Source organism: Anaerococcus sp. Marseille-P3625, assembly GCF_900232825.1.
Taxonomy (GTDB): Bacteria; Bacillota; Clostridia; order Tissierellales; family Peptoniphilaceae; genus Anaerococcus.
Genome location: NZ_OCTP01000010.1, coordinates 555,078 through 570,525, shown reverse-complemented (window position 1 = coordinate 570,525; position 15,448 = coordinate 555,078). Strand labels below are relative to the sequence as shown.

Annotated in this window: 16 protein-coding genes, 1 tRNA gene and 1 other RNA gene; 15 read left to right on the top strand and 3 right to left on the bottom strand. The window is 29.0% G+C overall.

Annotation, left to right across the window (positions count from 1 at the left end):
- The first annotated feature begins 7 nt into the window (after window positions 1-7).
- The 14 genes from CS884_RS04115 (at window position 8) to CS884_RS04050 (ending at window position 12,739) form a co-directional block, all read left to right on the top strand.
- A complete protein-coding gene (locus CS884_RS04115) occupies window positions 8-577 on the top strand; it encodes a histidine phosphatase family protein (RefSeq protein ID WP_099320803.1) in 570 nt (189 codons plus the stop codon).
- On the top strand, window positions 574-1,584 hold the full coding sequence (locus tag CS884_RS04110; protein WP_099320802.1) for a metallophosphoesterase family protein: 1,011 nt from the start codon (window positions 574-576) through the stop codon (window positions 1,582-1,584). The genes CS884_RS04115 and CS884_RS04110 overlap by 4 nt, the downstream gene beginning before the upstream one ends.
- Entirely contained in the window at window positions 1,581-3,392 is a 1,812-nt protein-coding gene (locus CS884_RS04105; protein WP_099320801.1) for an ATP-binding protein, read from the top strand. Before CS884_RS04110 ends, CS884_RS04105 begins: the two co-directional genes overlap by 4 nt.
- Window positions 3,389-4,066: a metallophosphoesterase gene (locus CS884_RS04100; RefSeq protein WP_099320800.1), complete on the top strand. Its 678-nt coding sequence runs from the start codon at window positions 3,389-3,391 to the stop codon at window positions 4,064-4,066. The genes CS884_RS04105 and CS884_RS04100 overlap by 4 nt, the downstream gene beginning before the upstream one ends.
- Window positions 4,066-4,596, top strand: coding sequence for a class IV adenylate cyclase (locus CS884_RS04095; protein WP_099320799.1), 531 nt, complete (start codon window positions 4,066-4,068; stop codon window positions 4,594-4,596). Before CS884_RS04100 ends, CS884_RS04095 begins: the two co-directional genes overlap by 1 nt.
- A gap of 62 nt (window positions 4,597-4,658) precedes the next feature.
- Complete coding sequence (pyrB, locus tag CS884_RS04090; RefSeq protein ID WP_099320798.1) at window positions 4,659-5,585, top strand: aspartate carbamoyltransferase; 927 nt, start codon at window positions 4,659-4,661, stop codon at window positions 5,583-5,585.
- Entirely contained in the window at window positions 5,578-6,006 is a 429-nt protein-coding gene (locus CS884_RS04085; RefSeq protein WP_099320797.1) for an aspartate carbamoyltransferase regulatory subunit, read from the top strand. The genes pyrB and CS884_RS04085 overlap by 8 nt, the downstream gene beginning before the upstream one ends.
- 1 nt (window position 6,007) lies before the next feature.
- Window positions 6,008-7,198 carry a dihydroorotase gene (locus tag CS884_RS04080; RefSeq protein WP_099320796.1) on the top strand — a complete coding sequence of 397 codons (1,191 nt, stop codon included), beginning with the start codon at window positions 6,008-6,010 and terminating at the stop codon, window positions 7,196-7,198.
- Window positions 7,185-8,048, top strand: a complete 864-nt coding sequence (gene pyrF, locus CS884_RS04075; protein ID WP_099320795.1) for an orotidine-5'-phosphate decarboxylase — start codon at window positions 7,185-7,187, stop codon at window positions 8,046-8,048. Before CS884_RS04080 ends, pyrF begins: the two co-directional genes overlap by 14 nt.
- Window positions 8,035-8,760: a dihydroorotate dehydrogenase electron transfer subunit gene (locus CS884_RS04070; protein WP_099320794.1), complete on the top strand. Its 726-nt coding sequence runs from the start codon at window positions 8,035-8,037 to the stop codon at window positions 8,758-8,760. The genes pyrF and CS884_RS04070 overlap by 14 nt, the downstream gene beginning before the upstream one ends.
- Complete coding sequence (locus tag CS884_RS04065; protein ID WP_099320793.1) at window positions 8,757-9,656, top strand: dihydroorotate dehydrogenase; 900 nt, start codon at window positions 8,757-8,759, stop codon at window positions 9,654-9,656. The genes CS884_RS04070 and CS884_RS04065 overlap by 4 nt, the downstream gene beginning before the upstream one ends.
- A gap of 8 nt (window positions 9,657-9,664) precedes the next feature.
- Window positions 9,665-10,243, top strand: a complete 579-nt coding sequence (gene pyrE, locus CS884_RS04060; RefSeq protein ID WP_099320792.1) for an orotate phosphoribosyltransferase — start codon at window positions 9,665-9,667, stop codon at window positions 10,241-10,243.
- 54 nt (window positions 10,244-10,297) lie between these two features.
- Window positions 10,298-11,011 (top strand): glucosaminidase domain-containing protein, encoded by a 714-nt coding sequence (locus CS884_RS04055; protein WP_099320791.1) that lies wholly within the window; start codon window positions 10,298-10,300, stop codon window positions 11,009-11,011.
- 72 nt (window positions 11,012-11,083) lie between these two features.
- Window positions 11,084-12,739 carry an alpha amylase C-terminal domain-containing protein gene (locus CS884_RS04050; protein WP_099320790.1) on the top strand — a complete coding sequence of 552 codons (1,656 nt, stop codon included), beginning with the start codon at window positions 11,084-11,086 and terminating at the stop codon, window positions 12,737-12,739.
- Between the two features lie 30 nt (window positions 12,740-12,769).
- On the opposite strand, the gene cbpB is transcribed toward CS884_RS04050, so the two are convergent.
- From cbpB to CS884_RS04035, 3 genes are all read right to left on the bottom strand, one after another.
- Window positions 12,770-13,234, bottom strand: a complete 465-nt coding sequence (cbpB, locus tag CS884_RS04045; protein ID WP_099320789.1) for a cyclic-di-AMP-binding protein CbpB — start codon at window positions 13,232-13,234, stop codon at window positions 12,770-12,772.
- Window positions 13,235-13,335: 101 nt separating this feature from the next.
- Window positions 13,336-13,602: signal recognition particle sRNA large type (ffs, locus tag CS884_RS04040), an RNA gene on the bottom strand.
- Window positions 13,602-13,694: transfer RNA gene (locus CS884_RS04035), tRNA-Ser, on the bottom strand. Before CS884_RS04035 ends, ffs begins: the two co-directional genes overlap by 1 nt.
- Before the next feature lie 95 nt (window positions 13,695-13,789).
- Here CS884_RS04035 and dnaX point away from each other — a divergent pair.
- A complete protein-coding gene (gene dnaX / locus CS884_RS04030) occupies window positions 13,790-15,442 on the top strand; it encodes a DNA polymerase III subunit gamma/tau (RefSeq protein WP_099320788.1) in 1,653 nt (550 codons plus the stop codon).
- Window positions 15,443-15,448 lie beyond the last annotated feature (6 nt).

Sequence of the window (15,448 nt, the reverse complement as noted above, 5' to 3'; positions counted from 1 at the left end):
GGATTATATGGAAATAATTTTAGTCCGCCATGGCTTAACTAAGGCCAACAAAGAAAGAATTTTTTCCACAGAAGATACAAGTCTTGATGAAAGTTCCTATGAACTATTGAAAAAAACAAAAGAAAAGCTTAAAGATTTTAAAATTGATAGAATATATACTTCAGATCTTCTAAGAGCCAAACAAACTGCACAAATTTTAGGCTTTGAAAATTTTACTAGCGATAGCAGGCTTAATGAGATGGATTTTGGAGATTTTAAGGGCAAATCTTATGATTATGTCTTTAATACTTACGATAATTTTTTCCAAAATCAGAAAGATGATATTTTTCATATAAAATATCCAAATGGGGAAAATAGATTAGATCTTATTAATAGACTTAGTGAATTTTACGATGAATTAGTAGAAAAAAATGAGAATGCCCTTTGCATTTCCCATGGAATTGCCATAAAAGCTTCTTTATTTTGGATATTAAAAGATCTTTCAGCTTGGGATAATTTCTGGATAGAAAATGGGTCTATAACAGTTTTTCAAATAGAAGATAAGAAAAAATTAATAAAGGCACTTAACATATTATGAAATTTATTCATCTAGCAGATTGCCATTTATCAACAAGAAATACTTATGATGATAATAAAGGAAATTTTATTAATAAGATTAGATGGGAATCTTTTGAAAATATTTTTACATCTAATAAAGATGCTAATTTTGCATTAATCTGTGGAGATTTATTTGAACGAGATTATTTTTCCCAAAAAGATTACAAGTATTTATTTAATATTTTTGAAAATTTTTCCAAGGACATTTATTATGTAACTGGCAACCACGATTATATCGATCAAACAAATGAGATTTTTTTAAAATCAAAGCCTTCTAATTTTCATATCTTTATGAACGATAATTTATCTTTTTATGAGAATGACGGTATTAGAATTTACGGCCTATCTTACAAAGATAGGATATATGATAAAGATTTTCCTTATGAATTAAAGCTTGACAAATCGTTTTATAATATACTAATGGTTCATGGAAATTTATCAAATACTAAAAGTTCTTATCTTGATTTAGATTTTAATAAATTAAATGCCTTAGGATATGATTATATAGGCCTAGGTCATATTCATAAGACTTTTATAAAAAATAATATCTATAATCCAGGATCTGTCGAGCCTTTTGATTTTACAGATCATGGTGATTTTGGATATTTTTTATACGATAATGGGAAAATTGATCATATTTCGTCTAGTCAAATGAAATATAATATTTTTGATATTTCGTCTGAACAATTTAAAGATGAAGAAGAAATTATTAGATTTGTAAATGAAAATCTTTCGGATAAAATAAATTTTTTGAGATTAAATTTTGATCAAGCAAATGATTTTGATATTTCTATAATAAAAAATTCTATAAACTCTCATTATATTGAGATTATATTTACAAAAGAAAATACTTTTGAGAATGAAATCAAATTATTTCCCAATTCTCTTTTAAGTAAATTTGCCGATGACTTTGAGAGGCCTTTAAATGAGATTGAAAAAAGAGCCTACCAAATAGGAATGGATGCAATTTTAAGGAGCAAAAAATGAGCGTTTTTATAAAAAAATTGCATATCATTTCCTTTGGGCAATTTTCTGATACCAGCATAGAATTTAGTAAAAATTTTAATCTTATATATGGGAAAAATGAATCGGGCAAATCTACAATTGTAAGTTTTATCGAAGCCTTGCTTTATGGCTTTGACGATGGTAAAAAAATACGTCATTTTAATCAAAAACACGAAATTTATAGGCCGCTTTCATCATATAAGTATAGTGGTTATGGTATTTTTTCTAAGGATGATGTGGATTATAGGATTAGCAGAAATTTTTCAGATGGATCTTATGAAATTTACGATTTGAATTCTAAGGAAATCGTGGCTAGTAAAAATAGCAATTTAGCTTTCCCAGGAGAATTTTTACTAGGAATTTCTTATGATATTTACAAAGATTTGACTTCCATTTATCAAAGTCAAGAATCAAGTTCACAAACAAAAGAGAAAATATTAGAAATGCTTATCAACAAAGATGATTATATTTTTTCATCTTCCAATGCTTTAGAAATTTTGGATAAATCTTTAGCTGATATTGGAACAGATAGGGCTTATAGCAAGCCTTACGCAAAAACTAAAAAACAATTTACTTATTTAGAAAATGAAATCTCAAAACTAAAAATACTTAGAAATTCTTACATCGAAGAATTTAAAAATTTGGAAAAAAATAGAGAAGAAATTGCTAGGATTTCTGAGGATTTAAATAATTTTAAAGATCTAAGAGATTCCTTTAGAAAAAATCTTCGAAATAATAACCTCAAAGAGCAGCTAAAATATGAAAACCAACTAAAAATGGTTGATAAGAAGCTTGAAAAATATAAAAACTATGATGACTATTATGCCAATAGAAACGAAAATTTAACTTTTAATAAAAATAATTATTTTATAGGTCTAGCTTTGCTTATTATATCGGCAATTTTTGCTTTTTATAAAAATAATATTTTTATTTTTGCCCTTGGATTAGTATTGGCTACTTTATTTTGTCTATTTCAATGGCTTAAATTTAATAATCTAAGTAAGATTAGCAATAAAGAGTATAATGCTAATGAGAGCAAGTATTTAGAATTTATTGAGATAAAAAATGAAAAAGAAAAGATAGAAGAAATATTAAGTATTCTTGAAAATCAAGAAAAATCAGAAAATTTAGAAAATTATTCCAGTAAGCAAGATATAAATATTAGAGAAGTTGAAGATAAAATTAATATTTACGAAAATGAACTTGAATCTTTGATAAAAACAAATGTAGATTTAGAAAAAAATCTAGCAATATTTGAAGATGAGCTTTCAAAATTGCCAAATCTTACTAATGAATTTGAAACTTTAAAAGAAAAGCTTAATGATATGGAAAATGAAATCAAAGCTATTAATTTAGCTAAAGATAAGATAATTGCAATAATTGAAAGCTCTAAAGAATCTTTAGATGACTACGACAAGAAAGTTTCAGAAATGATTAACATTTTGACTAGAGGAAGATATGAAAAAATCATCTACGATAAGGATTTAAAGGCAAAAGTATTTACCAATAGTGGAGAAATTTTAGGTATAGATAGACTTTCTACTGGTTTTTATGATCAATTAAATTTTGCCTTTAAGTATTCGATTAACGAAAAAAATTCTCATGACTTTTTGATTTTTGATGATGCTTTTATAAATTATGATTTAGATAGACTTAGAAACGCCTTGTATTTTTTGTTGGATTTGACTAGGTCTAGACAGATAATTTATTTTACTTGCCATAAAAGAGAAATGGAAATTTTAGATTCTGAAGCTATAACTTATAATAAAATTTATTTGGAGGAAATATGATCTTTGCTCTGGCTGATTTACATCTTGATTATACAAACCAAAAGAGCATGGAAGTATTTGGAGATGATTGGAAGGATTATCAGGAAAAAATTTTTAAAAACTGGAATAAATTTGTAGGAAAAGATGATTGTATCTTAATCCCTGGTGATATTTCTTGGGCAATGAGTCTTGATGATGCTTATATAGATTTAAAAAAGATTGATGATTTGAATGGAAGAAAAATTTTGCTAAAAGGAAATCATGATTATTGGTGGACTTCTCTTAGTAAAATTAATAATTTGGGTCTAAAATCTATGGAATTTTTACAAAACAATCATTTTTCCTATGAGGATTATGATATATGTGGGACTCGTGGCTGGATTTCAAGAGATAGCAAGGATTTTACTGAACACGATGAGAAAATTTTTCAAAGGGAATTACTTAGATTAGAAAATTCGTTAAAGGAAAGTAAAGCTAATAAAAAAATTGTGATGTTACATTACCCTCCGATAAATTCTTCAGGAGATTTTAATGAATTTTTTGATATATGTTTAGATTACCAGGTGGATTTTTTAGTATATGGTCACCTCCATGGCTTTGGACATAGATTGATAAAAGAAGGGAATATTAAAGGAATAGGGGTAAGGTGTGTATCTGGTGATTACCTTGATTTTGCCCCGGTAAGGATTATATAATGCAAAGAGAAATTGAAGTAAAAGTATTAAATATTGATGTAGAAGAGATGGAAGATAAATTACTTTCATTGGGAGCAAAGAAGATCTCTGAAGAAGAGCAAACAAATTATACATTTATTCCAGAAGAAGGAGAATTTGCTGATGGATATTTGAGGATTCGTGAAAGCAAGTTTGAAGATGGAAAAAAAATCATTGAATTAACTTTTAAAGAATTTAAAAATTCTGATGATTTCAGAGTTAATAATGAGTATACTGTTAATATAGATTCTGTTTCTGTTATGACAAGTATTTTAAGCAAACTTGGCATAAAATTAGAATATAAGGGAGATAAAAAACGCAAGTCTTATTCTTATAAGAATCAAAGATTTGACATTGACATTTGGGATAAAAAAACTTATCCTGATCCTTATATGGAAATAGAATTTACAAACCAAGGCAAAATCGATGAAATCATTGATGACTTGGGAGTTGATAGGGATAATGTAACAACTTTATCTATTAGCGAGCTAAGAGATAGGTTAAAAAATTAAAAATTACTATTGACTTAATACTTATTTTCGTGTAAAATTTAAAAAAACTTAAGGAGTGCTAAATGATCAACATAAAAAATTTATTAAGTTCTGAAGATTTAACCAAAGAGGATTTATATGAAATAGTTGACTTAGCAAATGAAATAGTTAAGAGTCCAGAAGATTTTTCCCATGTATGTGATGGAAAAATCTTAGGGACTCTTTTTTTTGAGCCTTCAACAAGGACAAGACTTTCATTTACTGCAGCTATGGACAGATTAGGCGGAAAAGTTTTAGGCTTTTCAGAAGCTGGATCTTCTTCTACAACAAAAGGAGAAAGCTTACAAGATACAGTAAGAACTGTTAGCCAATACGCAGATATTATTGCTATGCGTCACCCTCAAGAAGGTGCAGCATATCTTGCAAGTCTTACAGCTGATTGTCCTATAATAAATGCTGGCGATGGTGGCCACCAACATCCAACTCAAACTTTAACAGATGTATTAACCATTAGCCAATACAAACACAGTTTGGAAAATCACACCATTGGTTTGGTTGGAGATTTAAAATATGGTAGAACAGTCCATTCATTAATAAAAGTTATGAATTTATTTGATAATAACAAATTTATTCTAATTTCTCCAGATGAGCTAAAACTTCCTCAATATGTAAAAGAAGAAGTATTTGATGCCAATTCACAATACAAAGAAGTTAGAAACTTAGAAGAAGTTATACCAGAATGTGATATTCTTTATATGACAAGAATTCAAAAAGAAAGATTTTTCTCTCAAAGTCAATACACCAGACTAAAAGATTCTTATGTTTTGGATTGTGAAAAGATGAAACTTGCAAAAGATGATATGATAGTTCTACATCCACTACCAAGAGTTAATGAAATAGCAACAGAAGTGGATAAAGACCCAAGAGCAGTTTATTTTAACCAAGTAAAATTTGGTATGTATGTAAGAATGGCACTTATTATGAAATTATTGGAGGCAAACAATGCTTGAGATTACCAGTTTAAAAGATGGAATAGTAATAGATCACATAAAAGCAGGTAACGGTTTAAAAATCTTTAACCTTTTAAATTTAGAAAGTTTAGAAGATGAGGTTGCACTAATACTCGGAGCTTCTTCTTCAGCAATGGGCAAAAAAGATATAATTAAAATTGAAAATCACACAGATCTAAACTTAGATGCAGTTGCAATAATAGATCCATCTGCTACAGTAAATATTATTAAAGATGAAAAAGTTGTTGAGAAAAAATCGCTTGAACTTCCAGAAGAAATTGAAGACATATTAGTTTGCCAAAATCCAAAATGCGTTTCAACTTCTGAAAGAAGCGTAAAATCAAAATTTGAACTACTACATAATGAAGAAAAATCATATAGATGTGTTTATTGTGGACACATTTACGATGTAGAAGAATAAAATGAAAAAAGTTTTCCAAAATGCTTATTGTTTTGATGATGTCAAAATTTCAAATAAGCCTATTTATGTAAAAGATGGGATAATAGTTGAAGAATTTGAAATTGACGATCAAACTGAGCTTATAGATTGTAATAATCTTGCTCTACTTCCTTCTTTTGTAGATATGCACGTTCACTTTAGAGATCCTGGATTTACCTACAAAGAAGATTTAGAAAGCGGATCAAAAGCTGCCCTAAAGGGTGGCTTTACTTCTGTTCTTTTGATGGGTAACACCAAACCAACTGTTTCATCAGTTGAAATTTACGAAGACATAATGAAAAGAGCAAAAGATCTTGATTTGATAGATATAAATCAAGTTTATACCATAACGAAAGATTTTGATGGAAAAACCTTGGATCATTTGGATAATTTGCCAAAATCAGTTAAATTCATTTCAGATGATGGACATGGAGTAGATGACGATTTAACCATGTATAAGGCAATGCTTAAAGCAAAAGAGCTTGGTGTAAATATGACTTTGCACGAAGAAGTTAGGGGAGTTTCACCTATTGATTACGAAATTGCAGAAGATGCTATGACTCTTAGAGATTGTTATTATGCTTATAAACTTGATTGTCCAGTGCATTTTTCCCATGTTTCCACCAGGGGATCAATTAAAGCTATAGAATATTTTAAAAACTTAGGAGCAAAAATAACTTGCGAAGTAACACCTCACCATCTTTACTTAGCTGATAAAAAAAGAGAAGAAGTAAAGGTAAATCCACCAATAAGAAGTGAAATTGATAGATTAACTCTTATAGAAATGATAAAAAAAGGAGTTGTAGATTGCATATCTACAGACCATGCTCCTCATTCCAAAGAAGACAAAGAAAAAGGATCTCCAGGATTTTTGGGACTAGAGACAAGTTTTTCAACCGTCTATGAAGTTTTGGTAAAATCTGGAGAAATATCTTTAAATCATCTTATAAAACTAATGTCAACAAATCCAGCAAAAATTTTGGGATTAAATAAGGGAAAACTTAAAATCGGTTATGAGGCTGATTTTACATTGATAGATTTAGATGAAGAATATACTTATAGGGAAGATGAAATTTTGTCAAAATCAAAAAATTCCCTAATGATAGGAAAAACTTTAGCTGGACGAGTAAAGAGAGTTTATAAGAAAGGAGTTTTAAAATATGAAGATAATTGATAGACTTTATGAGGAAGTTTCCCAAAAAGGCTTTGTTTGTGTGGGTCTTGATACTTCTTATGATTATATTCCAGATCAAATGAAAGAAGGCCTAAGATTAAGCCAGGCAATTTTTAATTTTAACAAAGAAATAATTGACCACACTTATGATGTTTGTGCAATTTATAAAATTCAAATTGCCTATTACGAATCTTATGGAATTGAAGGAATGATAGCTTATAGAGATACTTTAAAATATTTAAGAGAAAAAAATCTCTTATCTATCGCGGATGTCAAAAGATCTGATATAGCAGCCTCAGCAAGCCAATATGCCAAAGCTCACTTTGAGGGAGATTTCGAAGCTGATTTTATAACTTTAAATCCTTATATGGGCATGGATTCAATTTCTCCATATTTGCCTTATATTGAAAGTGGAGAAAAAGGAGTTTTTGTCTTACTTAGAACTTCAAATCCTGGTGCAAATGATTTTGAAACAGTTATGACTAATGATGAAGAATTATTTTTTGCCATAGGCGATAAAATGAAAGAATTAAATGATAATTACTTAGGACAATGTGGTTTTGGACCGATAGGACTTGTTGTTGGAGCAACTCATACTAAAGAAGTTGAAAAAATTAGACAAAGATATCCTAATCAATTTTTCTTAATTCCAGGTTTTGGTGCACAAGGAGCTGATAGTTTAAACGTCTTTAAACTTTTGAAAAATAAAAATGGTGGAGTTGTAAATAATTCCAGAAAAGTTCTTAAAGCCTATATGGATTATGAAGATGGCAAAGATAATATAGGAAAATACGCAAGAGAAGCAGCTATAAAAACCAGAGAGGTAATCTTGGCTAATGAAAACTTATAAAATCGGACCTATAACAGAAAATACAAAAATTTCAACTGACATTTATAAAATGCTTGTCGATGTAAATTTAGATGCTAAGCCTGGTCAATTTTTCATGTTTAGAACTGAAGATTTCAGAAATGAACCCTTATTATCCAGGCCTTTTGGAGTTTGTGATGATGAAGATGGCAAGCTAACACTCCTATATCAAGTTGTAGGAGAGGGAACTGAAATAATGTCTGGCCTTAAAGAAGGTCATAAGGTAAAAATTTTAGGACCTTTGGGCAATGGCTTCGATTTAAGTGATTCTAAGGATAAAAAAATCGCCATAGTAGCTGGTGGGATTGGCATAGCTCCCTTATTATATTTAGCAAAAATTTTAGAAACTAAGGCTGATTTTTTTGCAGGATTTACCTACGATCCTTATTTTGTCGATGAATTTAAGCCTTATGTAAAATCCGTATCTTATACATCATATAAAAATGATGGTAAATTAGTGACAGATCTTTTTGATCCAAATGATTACGATATAATTTATGCTTGCGGACCAAATCCAATGCTAAAAGCTATCCATGAAAAAAACAAAAAAGCAAAAATTCAAGTTTCCATGGAAGCTCATATGGCTTGCGGAATCGGTGCTTGCCTTGGATGTACTGTAGAAAATGCAAGTCATGATTTTATAAGAGTTTGTAAGGATGGCCCTTGTTTTGATTCAAAGGAGGTTTTCGGATGAATTTATCAGTAGAAATTGCTGGAGTTCATTTTAAAAATCCAGTTATAGCAGCAAGTGGTACATTTGGTTTTGGTAGAGAATTTGCAGAATATATAGATTTATCAAAGATTGGTGGTATATGTTCAAAAGGTCTTACTTTAAATAAAAATTTAGGCAATAAAGGTATTAGAATTTATGAAACACCAGCAGGAATAATGAACTCCATTGGACTTCAAAATCCCGGTATTGATTATTTTGTAAAAGAAGAATTAGCTTTTTTGTTAAAACAAGATACTGTTACAATTGCAAATCTTGGGGGTCATAGCGTTAGCGATTATGTCAAAGGAGCTAGTATTTTAGATAAGACTGAAGTTCCTATGATAGAATTGAATATTTCTTGCCCAAATGTAAAAGAAGGTGGCATGGCTTTTGGCACTGATCCTATTAAAGCAAGTGAAGTTATAAGAAAAGTAAGAAAAGCAACCCAAAAACCATTAATGGTAAAGCTATCTCCAAATGTTGGTTCAATAGGAGAATTTGCAAAAATTGCTGAAGATGAGGGTTGCGATGCAATTTCTTTAGTAAATACCTTTAATGCTCTAGCAATTGATATTAGAAAAAAAGCTCCGATTTTTGCCAATAAAACGGCTGGACTTTCAGGTCCTGCAATAAAACCAATAGCTTTAAGAATGGTTTATGAAGCAGCTAATGCTGTTGATATTCCAGTTGTTGGCATGGGTGGAATAATGAATTATAAAGACGCCCTTGAATTTATCATGGCAGGAGCAGTAGCAATAGAAGTTGGAACGGCTAATTTTATTGATTATAATACAATGATAGATATTGCTAATGGAATAGAAAAATATATGCAAGAGGAAAATATAAGTAATTTAAGTGAAATTACGAAAATAATATAGGAGAAAAAATGGATAAAACATTAGAATTGTTAAAAAAATCAAACGCCTTACTTGAAGGTCATTTCTTATTGTCATCAGGCAAACATTCAGACAGATATATTCAATGTGCAAAATTAATTGCTCATCCAGAATACTGTGAAGAAGTTGCAAAAATTATAGCAGAAAAAATTAAAGAAAAATCTATAAAAGTAGATCTTTGTGTTGGACCTGCTATGGGTGGAATTATAATAGCTTATGAAGTAGCAAGAGCACTTGGAGTACCAGCAATTTTTACTGAAAGAGTTGACAATATTATGACACTTCGCCGTGGTTTTGAAATAGAAGAAGGGGCAAATGTTATAATTGTTGAAGATGTAATTACTACAGGCAAATCTTCATTTGAAACAGTCGATGTAATCAAAAATCTTGGCGGAAATGTTTTGGCACTAACATCAATAGTAAATAGATCAAAAAAAGACGAAATAAATGGACTTCCAATAATTTCAGCAACAAAACTTGATATAAATACTTGGGATGCTGATGATTTGCCAGATAGTTTAAAAGACACACAAGCTATCAAACCTGGCTCAAGAAAAATGAATAAATAGCTTGCTAATATAGCCTTACAAGTATATAATCTATAAAAAAAGTAAGGTTATTATATGAAAAGAAAAAAGAAAAATTTTAAAATAATAAGCTTAGGATTTTTAATAATCTTAATGCTTATTTTTATTACTACAAGATTAGCCTATGCCAGTAAAGAAGAAAAAAAGAAAAATCTTATGGCTGGATTAAATCAAATAAATTATCAAACTAGTCTTTTAAAAGAAGAAAGAGCTTTAGTTTTTAACAAATTAAAAAAGGATCTTGATGACTTTAAAAATAAAAAATCAGCTAAAATTAACGAAAGTAGTAGCTTTTATCTTTTAAAAGAAACAGAATTTACAGCCGATGAATTAGAATCTGCCATAGAAGATACAGGTCTTAGGGGTCTTGGTAAAGATTTTAAAAAAGCTGAAGAAACTTATGGAGTAAATGCTATTCTTTTAATGGCAATGGCAAAACATGAAACTGGCAATGGAACAAGCCAATTATTTGTAAACAAAAATAATCTTTTTGGCTTTAACGCCTATGATGACGATCCGTATAACAAAGCAAGCAATTATGAGTCTCCTGCTGATTCTATTAACACAGTAGCAAAACACTTAAAAGAAAATTATCTAAATCCAAAAGGAACTTACTACAAAGGAGTTTCCACAGAAGCCATAGGCAAATCCTACGCAACAGACCCTGATTGGGCAAAAAAAGTAAATTGGATGATGTCTGAAGTAGCTGAAACTATGATAAATAAATTTGAAGAAAGTACAAGCAATTAGCTTGTATTTTTTGTGATTAAATGGAATTTTGCAAGATTAATTTAAAAGAATATAATGTTTTTGAGGTGAATTATGGATACAAGAGAGTATTTACAAGGCTTATCTAGTGATGGTTATAAATTTTTTGGCTCTCACAAAAAAGATAAGGGTTACATATTTAGAATTCTTGCTCCAAATGCAAAAGAAGTTCATATAATTGGTGATTTCAACGATTGGCAAGAATCAAAACTTAGATCTTATTCAACTGGAGTTTTTTCTATTAATATAAAAAACGCCAAAGTTAAGGATAGATATCAATATATAATAACGGATAAAAATGGTCAAAAATTTAAAAAAATTGATCCTTTTTCAAGAAAAATTCTAATTAATGAGAATTCTTCAGTGGTAACTGATGATTCTTATAAATTTAATAATAAAAAAACAAAAATTAGTCCAACTAATATTTATCAAGTCCATCTAGGCTCATTATTTAAGGACGATAGCAAGGACAAAAATCAAATTCTTGATGATTTGTTAGAACATGTAATTGCTAATAACTTTACTTATATTAAGTTTTTGCCAGTTACAGAATATAAAAATTACAAATCTTATGGCTTTAATAGCATAGGTCTTTTTGCTTTTACTAATCGTTATGGAGAAAGTAAGGATTTTAAGAAATTTATTGACAATTGCCATAAAAATAAAATTGGAATAATTTTAGATTTAGATTTTAGCCAATTTGATCCAGATTCTTATTACCTGAATGATTTTGACGGTACAAGGCTTTATAATTACGATTACGATGATATAAATTACACTTATCATAATACAATAAATTTTGACCCTGAGAAAAATTTGACCAAATCTTATCTAAAATCTTGCATAAGTTTTTGGATAAATGAATTTAATGTAGATGGGATTGAACTTTCTAATATCGATTCTATGATTTATTGGCAGGGAGATTTTTCAAGGGGAGTAAATGATAAATTTATGGACCTAATAAGAGAATTGATTGATCTTATCCATGCAAATAAATCTCTAGCTCTATCAAGTTTTAATGGAAATTATGATTTTGATTTAGGATTTGACTATGTTTATGATTATTCCTTAAGACCTCTTATAAGAATCAATCAAAAACAGCCGTTTGAAAGAAATCATTATAAAAAAGATATAGGTAAAATTATAAATGCTAATAATTCAAATAAAATTTTAGGTTTTTCATATATAGATAGTTTCTTAGATGAGGCAAGTCTTGCTATGAAAATGTACGGAAGCGAAAAATCAAAGCAGATGAAGACAATTTTCACCTTATTTTATAGCTTAAATTCTTCTAAGATGCTTTTTATGGGAGATGAGATTTTATCTAATCAAACATTTTCAGTTTATGAAAATATAGATATGCATGAATTGGATAAAAACCAAGGTACTTTTAATAAATTCTATAAAGATCTATCAAAAATTTATTTGAATTATAAGGCCTTAAATGATGAAAAGTCAAAAACTACAATTCTTGATATAGAAGGTTATAGCCTTTATGCTTTTGTCAGAGAATTTGAAGATGAAAAATTGTTGGTAATTATAAACCTTACAGATATTGATTACAGCATAAAAAGTCCTTACAAAATTAAAGAATTGATAAATAGTGAGGATATTTCCTATGAAGGTTCTGGAAATATAAATGGAAATATAGAAAAAAACGAAAAAATTTATATTAGTCCACACGGATCTGCAATATTTAAAATTTTATAGAAAAATAAAACTCCAAGTTAATCCTTGGAGTTATTTTTCTTTGAGTTCATATATATTTTCTAAATTATGGGCAATGTGGGTAAATCTTTCCATTACAACTTTTCTAGGAATTATTCCAACGAAATATCCATTTTTATGAGTTATACAAATGAAGTTATTGTTGATTAATAGTCTTAAAACTTCTTCAAGATTATAATTATCAAAAAGAATAGGAACAATTTGATTCATAACTTCAGAAACTTTTATTTGCGATAAAGTATCCTCATCAAAGATTGATAGCTCGTGGGGATTGGTTACAATATTTGAAATAGAAATAAGACCTCTTACGCGATTTTCATTATCAAGAACTGGTATAGTTTGATATCCAGAAGACGATAAAACAAGGATTGCATGAACGAGGTTATCTTCTTCGTGGACAATAGCAACATTGCTTGCGGGAATCATAAGATTTTCGGTGGGTTCATTGAACATTTTTTCTATTTTTTTACCTATCATTATTTGCTCCTTTGTATTTATTATAAATCAAATAAAAATAAAATAAAAGATTAAAAAAGTCTTGTAGAATAGATAATTATCTCCACAAGACTTATATATGTAAGCACACCTAGCTTCGAGGCAAATTCCAAATACAGTTTCTAGTAATGTTAGCTCATGATAGGTGACCTTACGGCACACAGAAAGAATTGCTTAATGCTGCTACGTTCCCGTCCTGACATGATTCACAAGTTTCTGTTGCGTAAGACCCATCAATCAACACTAAAATTAATAGGCTTATATTGAAATTTACACCTTAGACTAGGAATTAAACCCTGCTGTAGCGGATTGCAGGTTACAAGGCACCGCTAGTTCCCCGTCTAGTGCATGGCGGAGAGCATGGGATTTGAACCCATGATACACTTTATATATGTATACACGATTTCCAATCGTGCTCCTTCAACCGCTCGGACAGCTCTCCATGCAATTAACATATTAAATTATACCTTTTTTTAAAATTCTTGCAAAAGCTATTAAGCATTTATGGTATAATAAATAATATTAGGAAGGAAAAATATGGCAAAAGCTTTATACAGACAATATAGACCCAAAACTTTTGATAAAGTTTTAGGCCAAGATAGAGTTGTCAATGTCTTAAAAAATCAAGTTAAATTAAATAAAATAAGTCATGCATATTTGTTTGCTGGAGAACGAGGTACTGGTAAAACTTCTTGTGCAAAAATTTTTGCCAAGGCTATCAATTGCCTAAATCCTGTTGATGGCTCACCATGTGGTAAATGCGAAAATTGTTTGGCTATTGAAGAAGAAACGACAATTGATGTTGTTGAGATGGATGCTGCAAGCAATAGGCGTATTGATGATATAAGAAATCTTAAAGATAATGTAATATATCCACCAAATAAGCTAAAATACAAAGTCTATATTATAGATGAGGCTCATATGATAACAAGAGAGGCTTTTAATGCCCTACTAAAAATCATGGAAGAACCTCCAAGTCATTTGGTATTTATATTAGCTACAACTGAGATTGAAAAAATTCCGCAAACGATTTTATCAAGGCTTCAAAGATTCGAGTTTAATAAAATTGGCAGAAAAGAAATTTATCAACAAATCAGTAAGATATTAAAAGATAAAAATATTAGTATGAATGATGATGCTATAAATTTGATAATAAAAAAATCAAATGGAGCTATGCGTGATGCCTTATCTCTTTTGGATCAGGTATTATCTTTAGAATTGGATAATTATTCATTAAAAGATGTTGAATCCCTTATCGGCGTGGTTGATTTTTATGAAATAGACAAATTAACTGAAGCTATAATTAAAAAAGACAGTTTCAAATCTCTTGATACACTTTTTTCCATTAGAGATAAAAATAAAACTAATAGGGAAATAATTAGCTCTTTGATAGCATATTTTGATGATATTTTAATCCACAAAATGACTAATAATGATTCTTTTTTTAAGGATGAAGAAAGACTATCCTATATCAAAAAAAGATCAGAAGATATTAACGATTTAGAAGTTAGCGATTATTTGGATCTGCTTATAGATTATGAAAATAAATTAAAATTTGCTGATAATACAGATGTATTGACAGAAGTTTGTTTGCTAAGACTTGTGAAGTTAAAAAATATGGAAAATTTTGAATCAAGAATTAGAGCAATCGAAGTAAATTCATCTAATGATATAGAAGAAATTGTAAATAATTTGATAGATCAAAAGCTTAAAAATTATAATTTTTCAAAACCTTTGATAGATAATCCAAATGTTAAAGTATCAAACACAAATTCACCAAAATCTAGTAATGAAGTTGATAAAACAAATGAATCAGAAGAAAAAATTGAATTTTCCAAGCAAATTTTTGATAGACTAGATCCCAAAAAAGAAAAAGAAATCCAAAAGATGATAATTAATACTGCTGGAGGTTTTTTGACAACATTATTTAATAATGAGGGTTTTAATTATAAAATAAAAGAAAATGAATTTATAATGCTTTGCAATGATGACTATTATAAGATTTTTATAGAAACAAAAATAGACGATATAGAAAAAAATTTAATGTCTATCTTAGGAAGAGCTTACAAGTTTTCTCTTGATAGAATAGAAAATTTAGATAATAATAATACTATAGAAGAAAGTAAAGAAAATAATGACTACTCTCAAAAACTCAAAGAAGTTTTTGGAGATGATCTAATTATAGAATAGGAGAAT